Below are 14,986 nucleotides of genomic sequence, written 5' to 3'. Positions count from 1 at the left end.
TGATCGTGAGTGTTCCTCGACGAAGGGATCTCTGTCATGAGCGACTTTCCGAGGCATCGCGGATGCCGTAGAGCATGCGTGGTGCTCGCGGTCGTGCTCGCCGCGGCCGCGGGCGGTTGCGCGACGCAGGAGAAATCCGGCGGCTCCCCGTCTTCCACGGTCGACAGCGCCGACGCGGCGAGGATCGCCGACATCGTGCGCGCGAAGATGACCGAGCTCGATCTCAGCTCCGTGGTCTACGGCGCATGGCGTGGTGAGGAACAGATCGTGCTGGGTGCGCAGGGCGGATCACCGCTCGGGGTGCCGGCGACCACTGATATGCGACTGCGCGTCGGCCAGCCCATGGAACCCATGCTGTCGACAGTCCTGTGGCGACTCGACGGACGGGGCGTGCTGAAAATCGACGAACCCATCGCCCGCTGGCTGCCCGACTTTCCGCGCGCCGACAAGATCACCGCGCGGATGCTCGCCGACAGCACCTCCGGAATCGCCGACTATGTGACCGAACCGGAGTTCCTGAAGATCTTCGGCGAGAACCCGATTCGAGAATGGACCGCGCCGCAGCTACTGGAACGTGCCGACGCGCGCCCGCCGCTGTTCGAGCCGGGCACCAGCTTCGCCTACGCCCACAGCGATCTGGTCGTCCTCGGCGAGGTCCTGCAGCGGGCAGCGGGCAAGCCCCTCGGGGAACTGATCGCCGAGCACATCACCGTCCCGCTGGGCATGCACGACAGCGAGGTGGTGCTGACCCCGCAGGTCGACGAGCCGATCCTGCACGGCTACACCAACGAACGAGGCTTCTTCGAGGACTCCACCTTCTGGAACCCCACCGCCTTCCTGCACAGCGGCAACATGAACTCCACCGTCGGCGACGTCGGGCGCTGGGTGCATGCACTCGGCACCGGCGAACGACTCACCCCCGACCAGTTCCAGCAGATGATGGGCCCGTCGACCGCGGGTCTGGGCCCGTTCACCACCGAGAAATACTTCGCCTTCGGGGTGGTTCACCTCGCCGACTGGCTGTACATGAACCCGTCCTACGGCGGCTACGACGGCGTCGCCTTCTACGATACGAAAACCGAGACGACCGTCGTCGTCTACGACACCCTGGGGCCCACCTCCGACTCCGACCGGAACAACGCCGTCGGCATCGGCGCGGAAATCGCCGGCCTCCTCGTTCCCGACCGCCCACCGGCGATCCCCTGAGCAGCGATCACCGGTTTCGCAGGACCACGAGGCGGCCGTCGGTCGATGTCAGGCGACGCCCCACCGCGCCGGTGGCCAGTGCGAGATTGGCGACTTGGAGCAATCGGACGAGATGAGGCTTGCCTGCCACGGACCGGCGCGGCCATTCGTGCCAGTAGCGCGGTGGGTCGAGGCGGGTGCTCGGCCCGGTGGGCAGCCGCAGGCGATCGCCGGGTGCGAGGACGGTGATATGGAGGTCGGCGAGCGCGCTGGTGGCGTCGTCGGACACGGGTGCGGTTCGGGTGAGCATCGCCCAGCGATGCAGCGGAACATAGGGCGGTGCGGTGGCGAGGGTCGGTACCGCCAACGCGGTGTGGTCGTAGGTGGCGGCGGCCAGTCCGGCGGGAACGAGGAGCGCGGTGACCGTGTCGTCGCAGACCAGGTCCACGCCTGTCGCGTCGGCGGTGAATTCGGTCGGCAGTCCGCGGTGCCGATAGGCCGTCAGCCAGTCCCGCGGGGTGTTCGGATGGGGCGTGTCGGACCAGGGGCGACCCCGGGACCCGGCCAGGACCTCCCACGCGGCAGCGCCGAGCTCACAATCGTGGTGCCGGTGGTCGGACCAGTACCGGCGGGCCTCGGTGGGCGAAATCGCCAATGGTGGGTCGGCGCAATCGAACTCCTCGTTCTCGAGTCCCACGGGTGTTCCTCCGGCGTCGGATGGCAGCCGATCGACCGCGCTTTCTCTGACAGGCGGCTATGCCGGAGACAGCGTACTGCGCCGCACCACACACGGGCCGGCCCGGCAACCGGATCCGCACTGACTGGTCGGTAACCAGGACCGCCGCGACGTGGGGCGAGTTCTGCGATGTCTCGTACTCCGCGCAGGCACGTACTCTGTTGGGTGCCTGCATATTTGGTGACCATAGCCCGTAGGATGGAGCCTGATGGACCACACGGACCCTTTCCCCCGCCCTATCCCTGTTACGGTACCGAAGCTACTTGTGGGCTTAGGGTCGATCTTGGTCGTCGCCGCGGCAATCGCCTCCTTCACCTTCACCTCCACCCTCGCGCGGGTAGCGGGCGTACCCGAGCACCTGACCTGGCTGTGGCCGGTGGTGGTCGGTCTCACCGTCGCGCTGGTCGCCTGCACCTTCATCACGCTGGTGGGCATCCGCGACGACAAGGCCACCTCGCTGGTCCGGGTGTACGAGTTGTTGCTCGTCGCCGCCGTGCTGGCCAGCATCTGCGGGAACCTACTGGCCATCTCCCGTGATCCGATCCAGATGGGCACCCTCGGGACGGCGATCGTGGTGTCGGTTCCGCCGATCTGCCTGATGATCTGCGTGGGCAACTACCTGCTGCTCACCGCGGTTGTGCCCGTCCGGATCGTGGCCGCGATCCCTGAGGACGACTGGCGACTGCGGGTCCTCGGGATTCCGACCGAATCGGCGCCGTCGAAGGAGTCGAGCTCTTCCCGTCATGACAACGACTGGTGGGACCAGCACCGCAGCGAGGCGAGGACGCCACCGACGACACCGAGAACCCGCACGTAGGAAGTGCGGGTCGCTCGGTCACCGGGTGCACGCGGCGAAGGCCGCGCTATCGGCCGAGCTGTTCCCCGACGAATACCGCGGCTCGGTCACGATTGTCATTGACGAAGTACGCGAAATGGCCGTAGCTGAGGGCATTTCCGAACCCTGCGGCCGGGTCGCCGCCCTGACAGACCCGGTCACCGGCGTTGCAGTAGTCACGCAGGCGATCGCCGAATTCGGTGAGCGCGCCGGTGCGCAGGGCACCGGTACCGGACAGGCCCGGATCGAAGCTGCCGCGATCGTAGGGTTCCGTTCCGTTGAACAGCGGGCTGCCGAACAGGGCGATGGCGCTGATTCGCGCGGCTGCCCGGTCGGTCAACGCGGTACGCGCGGCGAGAGTGTTGCCGATCACGCGCGCGCCCTGCGAGTAGCCGAGCAGGACCAGTTGCTGGTCAGGGCATGCGGCGGCAGCCTCGTTGAGCAGCGCGGTCAGATTCTCCACCCCGCGCACGGCGCCGTCGGTGGCCATCGAGGCTGGATACTCGAGCTCTGTCACCGTGGCGCGGCGCCCGGATTCCTGGGCGATCCGTCCGCCCAGCGGAGTGAGCAGCAGACTCCCGGACTGCGGTTCTAGGGTGCCTCGAACAGTGACAACCCGGACCTGCGCGCAGTTGTCGGAGTGGGGGATCGGGTCGGCGGCCGCGGTCGGCACCGCGGGCAGCGCCAGTACCGCCGCGGCAGCCGCGGTCGAGTGCAGCACTGTTCGAAATCGTCCACGCATGCGGCCACTGTATTGCGCCCGACGAGAATCGGTAGGGGTTCGCTGCTCGTGATGGTCTGCCTCAACCGATGATCAGGGCGGCGTCAGCTTGGTGACGGTCCCCAGGAAACTGGTGACGTACAACGACTTCGGGTCCCAGCCGGGTCCGGATCCGAACCGTGCCGACGAGGACAGGGGCAGGTCCTGCGCGATCGCGCAGGTTCGGCCGGTGTCCACGTCGACCTGGTGGATACTGCCCGCCACGTTGAGGGTCACATAGGCCGTGCCGTCCGGCCCGACGGTCAGATCGTCGGCCGAGTTCACCGGCCCGATGCCGGGGATCACGGCCTGACGCGGTGGGCTGTCGGGATCGGCGTAGTCGACGGCGGCGATGACCGATGTCGGGTTGAACGTCGTCGAGACGATGAGCCGGTTGCGGGGCCGGTCGAACGCGAGGCCGTTGGTGGAGCTCAGCGACGGCGCGTACGGCGTCGCGACGTTGTCGGGGGTGACCCGGGTCAGGGTCGCGACACCGACGTCTCTGCTGACGACGAAGTCGCCGTTGGGCAACTGCGCCAATCCGTTGGGCATCGTCAGACCGGTGGCCACCGTCGTCACGGCGCCGCTCGGCAGGTGCAGGGCGTGAATCGTCCCGTCGGCACGGTCGGCCAGTGCGGCGGTGACGGTGTTGCCCGTCGTGAAATACGCGGTATCGCCGACGACCAGCACGGCTCCGGGCCCCTCGACGTCCGCGACCGCGACAGATCTCGCGCCGTCGGCACCGAGTCGTTGCAGAGAACCGGCTGATCCAGTGGCGGATTGCTCTGCCAACAGCAGGTTTCCACGACCGTCGAACCCGAGATTCTCCAGTACGCCATAGCCCGTCGCGACGGTCTGCCGAGTCCATTGCGGGCAGGAGACCGGTTCGGCCGAAGCGGTCTGCGCGCAGGGGAGGACAGCGGCTGCCGCGGTGACCGCGCATACGGTGAGCGCGCGAGACATGGTGGGGGACAAGGTCATCGGAATCCTCGGGGGTGGGCCGGTGGCCCTGGGTGGCGCTGCGGCGTTGTCGACTGGATCGAGCCAAGCTTAGACGTGCGCCGCGTTATAGGCAGCCCGCTGCCAGGACGGTCAGGAACTCGTCGGTCGCGTGGCGCGCTCGGCGGGTGATCTGCTCGGCGTCGGGTCGCGCTCCGCCGAGCAATGCCTGGTCGAAGAGCCCGGCTTTCAGTAGCCCGCCGAACACCGCGGCCGCCTCGTACTCGTCCGTGATTCGCCAGTTCGAGCGCTCACGCCAACGGTCCAGGTACGCCACGAAGAGCAGGCCGGCGCGGACGAGGACCTCGCGTCGATAGATTCGTCCGAGTTCGGGAAACCGATGTACGTCGTGGGCCACGATCCGATAGAGCGCGAGCTGCTCGCCGGACAGGACATGGCGCAGATACTCCTCGCCCGCGCGGACCAACCCGATCTCGGGCGGATCGTTGTACCAGGCGGGGTTTCGGGGACTTTGTCCCTCGGGTGCGCAGAGTCCCGCGATGACGGCGGTGAAGAGCTCGTCCTTCGTCTCGAAGTGGCGATAGAGGGTCTTGATCGAGACGCCGGCATCGTCAGCGATCTTGTTGACCGAGCTCGCGGCGTAGCCCTCGCCGAGGAACGCGGTTCGCGCGGCCGCGACGATCTGGGCTCGTTTGCGCGCCATGAGCGCGGCCTTCGGGTCGTCTGTCGCCCAGGTTCTGACCATGTGTCCGCCTTCCGTCTTGACCAACCATACGACAGTAGTTACTGTCGTAATAAACAACAGTAACTACTGTCGTGAGAGGAGCCGCCCGGATGGGCGATCGCGACCTCTAACGACCACACAGGGCGGGGTTCGGAACATGAAATTGGTGGTCTTCGGTTCGACCGGGATGGGCGGCAGCGCCGCCGTTGCCGCAGGGCTGGAACGTGGACACGACGTCACCGTTCTCGCTCGGTCCCAGGCGAGCGCCGACAAGGCGCCGCCCGGCGTTCGCGTGGTCCGCGGCGACGCGTTGGATCCGGCAGCCGTCGCGCGCACGCTGGACGGCGCCGATGCCGTGATCCAGTACCTGGGCGTCGGCGGTCTCGGCGACGGCAAACCCAATGACTTCGTACCCGACGCCACCCGCGTGATCATCGAGGAAATGCGCGCGCACCGCATCGAACGACTCGTGTGCGCGAGCAACATGGGGCTACCCGGTTCCGGTGCGTTCCTCTTTCGGCGTGTCCTGGTGCCGCTGTTCGCGCGCCGACTGCCGCCCATTCTCGACGCCAAGGTGGTGATGGAAGCGCGGCTCGCGGACAGTGAACTGGCGTGGACAGCCGTGCGTTTACCCGCCCTGAAGGCGGGTGCCGCCAAGGGGACGGTCAAGGTCGACCCGACCGGACGGGCCACGGGCTACGCCATCACCTGTGCGGATGCCGCCGACTTCATGCTCGACAGCATCGAGCAGCGCCGGCACCTGCGCACCGCGGTTGGCGTCTCGAACTGAGGTCACACCACCCCGAACAGTCAAACGATGCGCTAACGATGCATTTTTCCTCGATCGGTGTCACAATCGAGTGGTGGACGCCGAACGAGTAGCAATCGCGCTTCGACCCAGCCAATCCGCGACCGGCGGTGAGGATGCCGCGCGGTTCGCCGACTGGCTCGCACGCACTCAGAGCTCGGTCCGCGATCATGTCGACGAGTTCGTCCGCGCGCGCTGCGCGGCAGAACTCGACCCGGCGGGATTCTCGCTGCCGGGCCGATTGATGGTGGATTTCGCGTCGGGCGGCAAATGCGTCCGGTCGGTATTCGGCTACCTCGGCTGGCTCTGCGGCGGCGCCGGGGAATCCGAAGCCGCGCTGCGGGCGGCCGCGGCCGCGGAGCTGCTCCACGCGTTCGCGCTGGTGCAAGACGACGTGATGGACGAGTCGACGGTCCGGCGAGGGCGACAGTCGACGCATCTGCGGCTGGCCGCGTGGCACCGCGATCAGGGGCTGTCGGGCTCGTCGGCCCGATTCGGTGAGTCCGCGGCGATCCTGGTGGCCGACCTGTTCCTGGTGTGGGCCGAGCGGATGGTGCGCGAGAGCGGCCTGCCCGCCGCCGCGCTGGACCGGGCCTGGCCGCGCTACGACGCGATGCGCAGCGAGCTGGCGGTCGGCCAGCTCGCGGACCTGACCAACGACGCGAAGCGGCTACCGAGCTTGGACGCGGTGATGGACATCGCGCGGCGGAAATCCGGCAACTACACCGTGCGCCGCCCGCTCGAATTGGGTGCGGCGATGGCCGGCTGCGACGAGCCGGTGATGCGCGTGCTCGGTGAATACGGCGACCTGATCGGCGAAGCGTTCCAGCTCCGCGACGACCTTCTCGGCATCTTCGGCGACCCGGCGACCACCGGAAAACCCACGGGCGACGATGTCAGGGAACGCAAGGCGACCACGGTGATCGCGCTGGCCGATCAGCTCGCCGAGCCGTCGGATCGTGCCCGGCTCCGAGAGCTCTGGCGAGCCGGGACCATCGACGAGCAGAGCGTGGCGCTCGCGCAAGCCGTGATCACCGACAGCGGCGCCCGCCGCCGTGCCGAGCAGATGATCGGCGAGCGCGTCGAGCGCGCACGTCGGCTGCTCGAGGTCGCCGACCTCGAACCCTCGGTGGCCGACGCGCTGCATCGAATGTCGCTGTTGTGCACGCACCGCTCGCACTGACCGGCGAACCCGCCGCTCCCACTGAAAGGAAGCAATGCGCACGATATCGGGAACGACCGATGAAGTGGTCATCGTCGGGGCCGGGCTGGCAGGCCTGGCCGCCGCTCTACACCTGGCGGGCCGCGGACGCGCCGTGACAGTGGTGGAGCGCGACGCGGTCCCCGGTGGCAGGGCGGGACGGCGCGACGTCGACGGCTATCTGCTCGACACCGGGCCGTCGGTGCTCACCATGCCCGACATCGTCGCCGACACGCTCGCCGCCGTCGGTGACAGTCTCGAATCCCGGTTGACGTTGCTGCCCGTCGCCCCCGCCTACCGCGCGCACTTCGCCGACGGCACCGGGCTCGACGTCCACAGCGACGCATCGGCGATGGAGGAATCGGTCCTGGCGTTCGCCGGACCGAAGGAGGTGGAGGGGTATCGCCGCCTGCGCGCCTGGTTGAGCGAGCTGTACCAGGTGGAATATCAACGGTTCATCGCGTCGAACGTCGACTCGCCGCTCGCACTGCTGACGCCTGCCTTCGCGCGGTTGATCGCGTTGGGGGGATTCCGGCGCCTCGACGCGGCGATCGGATCGTTCCTGACCGATGAACGACTGCGCCGCGTCTTCACCTTCCAGTCGCTCTACGCGGGCGTCTCGCCACAACGCGCGCTGGCGCTGTACGCGGTGATTTCCTACATGGACACCGTGGGCGGGGTCTACTTTCCGCGCGGCGGAATGCGCGCACTGCCCGATGCCCTGGCCGCCGCCGCTGTCGATGCGGGTGTGACGTTCTGTTACGGCGAGACAGTCGACTCGCTGGAGCGGCGCGGATCCCAGGTCACCGCGGTGCTCACCGAGGGCGGCCGCCGAATTCCTTGCGACGCCGTCGTGCTGGCGACCGAACTGCCCACCGCCTACGAGTTGCTCGACCGCTTGCCCCGTCGCCCGATCAGTTGGCGCCCGGCCCCGTCGGCCGTCGTCATGCACGTCGGCCTCCCCGAATCGGTGCCGACCGCTCATCACAATCTCGTCTTCGGCGGCGCGTGGGAGCAGACCTTCGACGAACTGATCGGTGCGGGAAAACTGATGACGGACCCGTCGTTGCTGGTGACCCGACCCACCGCGACCGACCCCACCCTCGCGCCACCCGGGCACGACCTGTTCACAGTGCTCGCCCCGGTGCCCAACCTGTACCGCAGCGGCGACCTCGACTGGGACGGCCGCGCCACCGCTTACGGCGAGGAGCTGGCCTCGATCGTCGAGAACCGGATGGTCCCGGGCTTCGTCAAAGACTCCCGGGTCGTGCATCTGGATACGCCCGCCGACTGGCAGCGCCAGGGCATGCTGGCCGGAACCCCGTTCTCACTGGCGCACACGTTCGCGCAGACCGGCCCGTTTCGTCCCGCGAACCTGCCGCGCGGTGCGAGCAACGCGGTGCTCGCTGGTTGCGGGACGGTACCCGGTGTCGGCGTGCCCACAGCGTTGCTGTCGGGCCGCCTCGCCGCCGACCGCGTCACCGGCCCGGTGTCGGTGTCGCGGACCTCGACCTCGACCTCGATCGGAGGCGATCGACGATGATGCGCACGGAACTCGACGCGGCCGGGATCCGCGATGCTCGGTTGCGTGCGGCGTACCAGCGATGCCGGGAACTCAACGCGCGTCACGGGCGCACCTTCTATCTCGCCACCCGGCTGCTCGCCCCGGCCCAACGACCGGCGATCCACGCCCTCTACGGCTTCGCCCGGTGGGCAGACGACATCGTCGACGAGCCACTGCCCGATGACCCGGCGGGTACTCCGGCGCAGCGCTTGGACGCGGTGACCAAGGACCTGCACGACAGCCTTTCCGGTGTCGCGGTGAACGACCCGATCTTCGCCGCGCTGGCCGATACCGCCGCCAGATACGAGATAGACCAGGTGCTGTTCGACGAATTCCTCGACTCGATGCGCATGGATCTGACCGTCACCGACTATCCGGACCGGGCCGCGCTCGACCGCTATGTGCACGGTTCGGCGGCGGTGATCGGCCTGCAAGTGCTGCCGGTGCTCGGCACCGTCGGCGAACGTGCCGAGGCGGCCCCGTACGCGGCGGCGCTGGGAAAAGCGTTCCAGCTCACCAACTTCCTGCGCGATGTCGCCGAGGATCTCGACCGCGGCCGGGTGTACCTGCCCGCCGATGAACTGGCTGCCCACGGCGTGGACCGCGCCCGGTTGCAGTGGTGCCGTTCGCGTCGACGTATCGACGCCGAGGTCCGATCCGCGCTGGCCGCGCAACACGAGATCGCGCGCGAGTGGTATCGCCGCGCCGACAGCGGAATCGCGCAGCTGCACCCGGTGTCGCGCCCCTGCGTGGCCACCGCGGCAGTGCTGTACTCGGAGATTCTCGATCGAATCGAGGAGACCGACTTCGCGGTGTTCTCCGCGCGAGCCACCGTGGGCAACGCGCGGCGTACTCGCGTGGCGGGTTCGGCGCTGGCTCGCGCGTGGTGGGCGCGACGTGGCAGCCGCGCGCACACGCTGACGAAAGCCGCCGGATGATCCTCAGCCGGTCGACACCGTGCCGTCGGCGTCGGTGCGTTCGGCGGTGCCGGTGATATTGCGGACCATGCCGCCGAACACGGCGTTGTGAAACGGCGTGATCGCCTTCCAATAGAGGTGTCCGGCCAAACCGTGTGGCTGGAAGATCGCCCGCTGCCGATAGTGGGAGCCGCCGTTCGGGTCCGGCTCGACACCCAGCTCGAGCCAGGCCAGTCCCGGCAGCTGCATTTCGGCGCGAAGCCGCAGCAGATGGGGCCGGTCGATGTATTCGACGCGCCACCAGTCCAGGGCTTCACCCGAGCTCAGGCGCCGGGGGTGTTTGCGGCCGCGGCGCAGCCCGACACCACCGGTGGCGCGGTCGATCCAGCCCCGCAGTGACCAGGCGAGCGGGAACGAGTACCAGCCGTTCTCGCCGCCGATGGCTTCGATCACAGCCCAGACGGTGTCGGGGTCGGCGTCGGTGTGCTGCTCGCGCAGGTCCTCATAGAGCGATCCGCCCGACCACGCGGGGTCGGTGGGCAGCGGATCCGAGGGCGCGCCGAAGGTGCTGGCATCGGACCAGCGGGTGGGGACGTCGGCACGGCGGATCCGCGTCAGCGCCAGCTCCACGGCACGCTCGTAGTGGGTGAGACCCTCGGCGGGATCGGGGATGTAGGTGGCGATGTCGTGCTCGCCGCACACGACCTCGTGGACGAGCGACTCGATGAGCGGCACGGCCAGCGCGCGCGGCACGGGCGTCACGAGGTTGACCCATTGCGCCGACAGCCACGGCGTGAGCACCGGGACCGGGAGCACCACTCGACGAGTGAGCCCGGCGACGGCAGCGTATTTGCGCATCATGATCAAGTAGGTCATGACGTCGGGGCCGCCGATATCGAACGCGCGGTTGACGTCGGCGGGCAATTCGGCGGCGTGCACGAGGTAGTAGAGGACATCGCGTACGGCGATGGGTTGGATCCGGTTGCGCACCCAGCGCGGGGTGATCATCGCGGGCAGGCGTTCGGAGAGATATCGCAGCATCTCGAAACTGGCCGAACCGGATCCGATGATCACCGCGGCGCGCAGTTCCGCGGTGGGGACACCGGATTCGCGGAGAATCTCGCCGACCTCGGCGCGGGAGGCGAGGTGGCGCGAAAGCTCCGCGTGCTCCGGGACGATGCCGCCGAGGTAGACGATGCGGCGGATTCCGGCCGAGTACGACGCGGTCGCGACGAGCCGCGCCGCCTCGCGGTCGACGTCGGAGAAGTCGTCGCGGGCCAGCGAGTGCACCAGGTAGTAGACGACCTCCTGGTCGGCGACGGCGGCGCGCACCTGATCACGGTCGGTGACGTCGCCACGGATGATCTCGACTCGATCCCGCCAGGGCACCTCGGCCAGTTTCTCCGGGGTTCGGGCCACCACCCGGACCTGATGGCCTGCCTGGATCAGTTCGGGCACCAACCGTCCACCGATGTAGCCGGTCGCGCCGAAAACCACACACCGCATGCTCATCACCGTTCCCTGTGCTCGTCAGGTTCGCCATATTCGATGCATAAATGATTCATCATATCGGGCCGGTGATCGTTGTGCGAGCGCTGAGGTGGGGGCTATCCCCAGTCGCGCCGTGTCGCGGGCATCTCGGCGTTGCCGGTCGCTTCGGGCACCACCCCGAGCACCTGGTGGATCCCGAGTCCGCCGTCCTCGAAGCCCAGTGCGGAGGCGGCCATGTACAGCCGCCAGATGCGTGCGCGCCCTTCGCCGACGAGCGAAACCGCCTGTTCCCAGGAGTTCTCCAGATTCGCGACCCACTGGCGCAGGGTGAGCGCGTAGTGCTCGCGCAAGGCTTCGACATCGCGGACCTCGAAACCGGCGCGCTGCATGGCCAGGACGACCTCGCCCACATCGACCAGCTCGCCGTCGGGGAACACATAGCGGCCGATGAACGAGCGATTGCGCATGATGGAGCCGCCCGGCGAGGAGATGGCGTGGTTGAGCAGCCGTCCACGCGGGTGCAGCAGTGCGCGCAGGGTGTCGAAGTACTCGGCGGCGCGCCCGGAGCCGACGTGTTCGAACATCCCGATCGAGGAGATGACGTCGAATTCCTCACCCCGCAGGTCCCGATAGTCGGCGAGCCTGATCTCCACCCTGTCCGACAATCCCGCGTCGCTGACGCGTCGCCGTGCGAGCTCGACCTGGGCACTGCTGATGGTGACGCCGACGACCCGCGCGCCATAGGTCGAGGCCGCGTGGATGGCCATGGAACCCCAGCCACAGCCCACGTCGAGCAGCCGCATGTCCGACCGCTCGGCCAATCCCAGTTTGCGGCAGATCAGGTCGTGCTTGGCGCGCTGCGCGGCCTCCAACGAGCCGTCGTCGTCCGGCACGAACCGCGCACAGGAGTAGGTCATGCTCCGTCCGAGCACCAGCCGGTAGAAGTCGTTGCTGACGTCGTAGTGATGACTGATCGCCGCCGCGTCGCGCCGTTTGGTGTGCAGCGGTCCGCGCTGCGGCCGGGCTTCCTCCGGCGGCGGTTCCAGCCGGCGACCGAGCGCCCCGAGCTGGCGCGCCGCGCCGATGGCCTGCCATGTCGCGCCGAGACCGAGTCGGGCATCGTTCGGCGCGGTCGACTGCAGCGCCCGCAACATCGTGAAGATATCGCCGTCCAGATCCACCGCGCCGGAGACGAAAGCGCGCGCCAAGCCGAGTTCGCCCGGCGCCCAGACCAGGTGGCGCAGCGCGTCCTCGGAGCGCACCCGCATCGTGCCGGGGCTCGCACCCTCGGGCCGGATCGTGCTGCCGTCCCAGAATTCGAACCCCACGGCGGGCCGCGGCCCCAACGTGGCCCGAAGCAGCGGTCGGAACGTGGTCGCGATCGTGGACTGGTTACCCATTCGACCACTATGGCCCTGGCCGCGCCGCCGCCGCGGCAACGACGCGGCTCCATCGCTGCCCGGATCGGAACTCCCCCGCTGCCTGGGTGACGGAACTATCCGGCGGAGGAGGGCGTGAATTGGATCGACCGCAACCCTGCCCAGCGGTGCGTAGCATCTGCCCATGAGTTCCGGTAAGTCCTCGATCGTCCTGTTCCATGGCGTCACTATGTCGTCGGCGGCGTGGGAGGACGTCGTTCCGTTTCTGAGTGACCATCACGACGTGGTCGCGCTGACCGCGCTGGGGCATCGGGGAGGGCCGGTGGCGAGGCAGCGCCCGGTAGAAGTGCGCGACCTCGTCGACGAGGCGGAGCGGATGCTGGACGATCGGGGGATCGCGCAGGCCCATCTCGCGGGGAACTCGCTCGGCGGGTGGATGGCGATCGAACTCGCGTTGCGCGGTCGGGCATTGAGCGTCTGCGCGCTGTCACCCGCGGGATTCTGGGATGGGGGTGGACACGGGCAGACAGCGGCGGTCAGGAAGCTGCGCCGTATCGGTACCCTGGTTCGGGCGACGCGCCGAGTCCACCCGCTGGCCCTGCGATCGGCGGTGGTCCGACGACTCTCGATGCGCGATGTCGCTTGTCGCGCAGACCGTTTGACACCGACGCAAGCGCTGACAGCGACCGCCGATCTCATCGGATGCACCGTGACCGAAGACCTGCTCGGCACCGCAGAGCAGATAGCGCCGGTGTCGGAGTTACCGTGCCCGATCACCCTGGCCTGGTCGGCGAAGGACGCGATTCTGCCACCGAAGGTCAATGGCCGCATCGCCCAGGAGCGCTTCCCGCGGGCCCGCTTCGAGATCTTGCCCGGTGTCGGGCACGTGCCGATGATCGACGATCCGAAACTGGTCGCCACGACGATTCTGGCGACTACGGGCGCTGTGCCCGCCACGACGGGCGTCCGCTCGGCGAGCCCCGACGCCGACCGATAGTCGTTCGGCGGCGGGGGATCGCTCGCGTTCAGTCCGTCGACTCGAGTTGCCGCTTGAGGTTGCGTAGCGTGCGGTGGATGTTCTTGCGCTGGAATTCGACGAAAGTGTCACCGCCGGTGACGATCCGGTCGAAGACCTGAACGGCCGCGTTCGGCCATGACTTGCGATCGTCGTGCCAGGTCTCGGTGACCCGGGTGCCGCCGTCGGCCGGCTCGAATCGGTATTCCCACGTCGCGATACCCGCGCGTATCGATGGCTTCCGGACACCGATCGACTCGACGCGGAACGCGAACCGCTCACCCGGCTCGGCCGCGATCACCACGCAGCGGGTCACCCAGCGAGCACGGCCACGCTTGTTCAACCCTTCGAATTCCATTCCCACATAGGTGGACTCGCGTGGCTGGGCAACTTTCGCGCCGCGGTTCTCCGGGCTCCACCGACCCATCAGGGTCGGGTCGCTGACCTGCTGGTAGACGAAAACCGGATCGGCGGCGATGTCGATGCTGTCGAAGACGGTTGTGGTGCGACTCATGACGTGAACCTATCCGGATACGGTGCTGTCGAAACGTCGGCGTTGCTATTGACCCTGATGTGCCGCATCGAGCAGCGGCTGCCCGATGACGCCCATCGCCTGCGACGCGCCGCCGAGGACCCACCCGCCGTCGGCCGCGAGCACGACGCCGGAGACGAAGTCGGCCAGCGGAGAGGCGAGGAACCGGCAGACATTGGCCACATCGCGGGGCGTGCCGTAGCGGCGCAACGGCACGCTGCCGGTGACCAGGGCCCGGTCCTGCTCGGTCGGGGCCAGCCGGGCCATCCCCTCGGTCCCGTCGATCGGGCCGGGGATCACCCCGTTGACGCGGACGCCGAACGGGCCCCACTCCAGCGCCAGGACCTTGGTGAGCATGTCGACGCCGGCTTTGGCGGCGCAGACGTGCGCCTGGGTGATCGTCGGCAACTCCGACTGCGGCGCCGAGATATTGATGACGGAGGCGCCGGGCTTGCGCAGGAACTCGTAGCTCGCGCGCAGGACGTTGTACGTGCCGAGCAGGTCGATGTCGACGACGGACTTGAACCCGTTGGCGGACATGCCGACGGCGGCGGCGGGGAAGTTGCCCGCCGCGCCGGAGATCAGCACGTCGAAGTCGCCGAACTCCTGGTGCACCGATCGCAGGACCGACTCGGTCGCACTGTAGTCGCGCACATCGGCGCTCGCGCCGAACGCTTCGGCGCCGAGCGCGCGCAGGCGGTTGACCGCCGCGTCGACCTTGTCCGCGGAGCGGCTCAGCACCGCGACGCGAGCACCGGCTCGGGCGAAGTCCTCGGCCACACCGAGATTGATGCCGCTGGTGCCGCCCGCGACGACGACAACCTTGCCGGCAAGGTCGATCTGCTGGATGAACTCTGACTCCATGCCGGGCAGACTATC

General features: G+C 68.4%; 15 protein-coding genes. 7 read left to right on the top strand and 8 right to left on the bottom strand.

The features are described 5' to 3' along the window. The first annotated feature begins 36 nt into the window (after window positions 1-36). Window positions 37-1,206 (top strand): serine hydrolase domain-containing protein, encoded by a 1,170-nt coding sequence (locus NA12_RS05870; protein WP_067447559.1) that lies wholly within the window; start codon window positions 37-39, stop codon window positions 1,204-1,206. A 7-nt stretch (window positions 1,207-1,213) separates the two neighbouring features. Here NA12_RS05870 and NA12_RS05865 read toward each other — a convergent pair whose 3' ends face one another. Continuing rightward, window positions 1,214-1,882, bottom strand: coding sequence for a hypothetical protein (locus NA12_RS05865; protein WP_067446819.1), 669 nt, complete (start codon window positions 1,880-1,882; stop codon window positions 1,214-1,216). A gap of 304 nt (window positions 1,883-2,186) precedes the next feature. Here NA12_RS05865 and NA12_RS05860 point away from each other — a divergent pair, with 304 nt between their 5' ends. After that, the gene (locus NA12_RS05860) at window positions 2,187-2,738 is read left to right on the top strand and encodes a DUF2637 domain-containing protein (protein WP_165914814.1); all 552 of its coding nucleotides are present in this window, start codon (window positions 2,187-2,189) and stop codon (window positions 2,736-2,738) included. Between the two features lie 46 nt (window positions 2,739-2,784). Here the strand turns inward: NA12_RS05860 and NA12_RS05855 are convergent, their stop codons facing one another. The 3 genes from NA12_RS05855 to NA12_RS05845 all read right to left on the bottom strand — a co-directional run bounded on the left by NA12_RS05855 (window position 2,785) and on the right by NA12_RS05845 (window position 5,221). Further along, a complete protein-coding gene (locus tag NA12_RS05855; protein ID WP_084472376.1) occupies window positions 2,785-3,498 on the bottom strand; it encodes a cutinase family protein in 714 nt (237 codons plus the stop codon). 72 nt (window positions 3,499-3,570) lie between these two features. Beyond that, on the bottom strand, window positions 3,571-4,497 hold the full coding sequence (locus NA12_RS05850) for an SMP-30/gluconolactonase/LRE family protein (protein WP_067446813.1): 927 nt from the start codon (window positions 4,495-4,497) through the stop codon (window positions 3,571-3,573). 85 nt (window positions 4,498-4,582) lie between these two features. Further along, window positions 4,583-5,221 carry a TetR/AcrR family transcriptional regulator gene (locus tag NA12_RS05845; protein WP_067446811.1) on the bottom strand — a complete coding sequence of 213 codons (639 nt, stop codon included), beginning with the start codon at window positions 5,219-5,221 and terminating at the stop codon, window positions 4,583-4,585. A 136-nt stretch (window positions 5,222-5,357) separates the two neighbouring features. Here NA12_RS05845 and NA12_RS05840 point away from each other — a divergent pair, with 136 nt between their 5' ends. The 4 genes from NA12_RS05840 to NA12_RS05825 all read left to right on the top strand — a co-directional run bounded on the left by NA12_RS05840 (window position 5,358) and on the right by NA12_RS05825 (window position 9,711). Beyond that, on the top strand, window positions 5,358-5,990 hold the full coding sequence (locus NA12_RS05840; protein ID WP_067446808.1) for an NAD(P)-dependent oxidoreductase: 633 nt from the start codon (window positions 5,358-5,360) through the stop codon (window positions 5,988-5,990). Between the two features lie 73 nt (window positions 5,991-6,063). Next, window positions 6,064-7,191: a polyprenyl synthetase family protein gene (locus NA12_RS05835; RefSeq protein ID WP_243654924.1), complete on the top strand. Its 1,128-nt coding sequence runs from the start codon at window positions 6,064-6,066 to the stop codon at window positions 7,189-7,191. A gap of 34 nt (window positions 7,192-7,225) precedes the next feature. Beyond that, entirely contained in the window at window positions 7,226-8,752 is a 1,527-nt protein-coding gene (gene crtI / locus NA12_RS05830; RefSeq protein ID WP_067446806.1) for a phytoene desaturase family protein, read from the top strand. Next, complete coding sequence (locus tag NA12_RS05825; protein WP_067446804.1) at window positions 8,749-9,711, top strand: phytoene/squalene synthase family protein; 963 nt, start codon at window positions 8,749-8,751, stop codon at window positions 9,709-9,711. The genes crtI and NA12_RS05825 overlap by 4 nt, the downstream gene beginning before the upstream one ends. Before the next feature lie 3 nt (window positions 9,712-9,714). On the opposite strand, the gene NA12_RS05820 is transcribed toward NA12_RS05825, so the two are convergent. Both NA12_RS05820 and NA12_RS05815 read right to left on the bottom strand, forming a co-directional pair. After that, window positions 9,715-11,196 carry an SDR family oxidoreductase gene (locus NA12_RS05820; RefSeq protein WP_067447555.1) on the bottom strand — a complete coding sequence of 494 codons (1,482 nt, stop codon included), beginning with the start codon at window positions 11,194-11,196 and terminating at the stop codon, window positions 9,715-9,717. A gap of 101 nt (window positions 11,197-11,297) precedes the next feature. Continuing rightward, complete coding sequence (locus NA12_RS05815; protein WP_067446802.1) at window positions 11,298-12,581, bottom strand: class I SAM-dependent methyltransferase; 1,284 nt, start codon at window positions 12,579-12,581, stop codon at window positions 11,298-11,300. A 163-nt stretch (window positions 12,582-12,744) separates the two neighbouring features. Between NA12_RS05815 and NA12_RS05810 the strand changes: the two genes are divergently transcribed. Further along, entirely contained in the window at window positions 12,745-13,557 is an 813-nt protein-coding gene (locus NA12_RS05810; protein ID WP_067446801.1) for an alpha/beta fold hydrolase, read from the top strand. Between the two features lie 28 nt (window positions 13,558-13,585). Here NA12_RS05810 and NA12_RS05805 read toward each other — a convergent pair whose 3' ends face one another. Further along, entirely contained in the window at window positions 13,586-14,089 is a 504-nt protein-coding gene (locus NA12_RS05805; protein WP_067446799.1) for an SRPBCC family protein, read from the bottom strand. Between the two features lie 45 nt (window positions 14,090-14,134). Beyond that, window positions 14,135-14,971: an SDR family oxidoreductase gene (locus NA12_RS05800; protein WP_067446797.1), complete on the bottom strand. Its 837-nt coding sequence runs from the start codon at window positions 14,969-14,971 to the stop codon at window positions 14,135-14,137. Between the last annotated feature and the right edge of the window lie 15 nt (window positions 14,972-14,986).

The organism is Nocardia alba NBRC 108234 (assembly GCF_001612665.1).
Classification (GTDB): domain Bacteria; phylum Actinomycetota; class Actinomycetes; order Mycobacteriales; family Mycobacteriaceae; genus Nocardia; species Nocardia alba.
The sequence above is the reverse complement of the archived record's forward strand: the minus strand, read 5'-3'. Positions and strand labels throughout refer to the sequence as shown.

What these genes read in the sequence shown, in the direction of transcription:
- NA12_RS05870 (WP_067447559.1), top strand. Translation starts at nt 37, where the DNA reads ATGAGCGACTTTCCGAGGCATCGCGGATGCCGTAGAGCATGCGTGGTG.
- NA12_RS05855 (WP_084472376.1), bottom strand. Translation starts at nt 3,498, where the DNA reads ATGCGTGGACGATTTCGAACAGTGCTGCACTCGACCGCGGCTGCCGCG.
- NA12_RS05850 (WP_067446813.1), bottom strand. Translation starts at nt 4,497, where the DNA reads ATGACCTTGTCCCCCACCATGTCTCGCGCGCTCACCGTATGCGCGGTC.
- NA12_RS05845 (WP_067446811.1), bottom strand. Translation starts at nt 5,221, where the DNA reads ATGGTCAGAACCTGGGCGACAGACGACCCGAAGGCCGCGCTCATGGCG.
- NA12_RS05840 (WP_067446808.1), top strand. Translation starts at nt 5,358, where the DNA reads ATGAAATTGGTGGTCTTCGGTTCGACCGGGATGGGCGGCAGCGCCGCC.
- crtI (WP_067446806.1), top strand. Translation starts at nt 7,226, where the DNA reads ATGCGCACGATATCGGGAACGACCGATGAAGTGGTCATCGTCGGGGCC.
- NA12_RS05825 (WP_067446804.1), top strand. Translation starts at nt 8,749, where the DNA reads ATGATGCGCACGGAACTCGACGCGGCCGGGATCCGCGATGCTCGGTTG.
- NA12_RS05820 (WP_067447555.1), bottom strand. Translation starts at nt 11,196, where the DNA reads ATGCGGTGTGTGGTTTTCGGCGCGACCGGCTACATCGGTGGACGGTTG.
- NA12_RS05815 (WP_067446802.1), bottom strand. Translation starts at nt 12,581, where the DNA reads ATGGGTAACCAGTCCACGATCGCGACCACGTTCCGACCGCTGCTTCGG.
- NA12_RS05810 (WP_067446801.1), top strand. Translation starts at nt 12,745, where the DNA reads ATGAGTTCCGGTAAGTCCTCGATCGTCCTGTTCCATGGCGTCACTATG.
- NA12_RS05805 (WP_067446799.1), bottom strand. Translation starts at nt 14,089, where the DNA reads ATGAGTCGCACCACAACCGTCTTCGACAGCATCGACATCGCCGCCGAT.
- NA12_RS05800 (WP_067446797.1), bottom strand. Translation starts at nt 14,971, where the DNA reads ATGGAGTCAGAGTTCATCCAGCAGATCGACCTTGCCGGCAAGGTTGTC.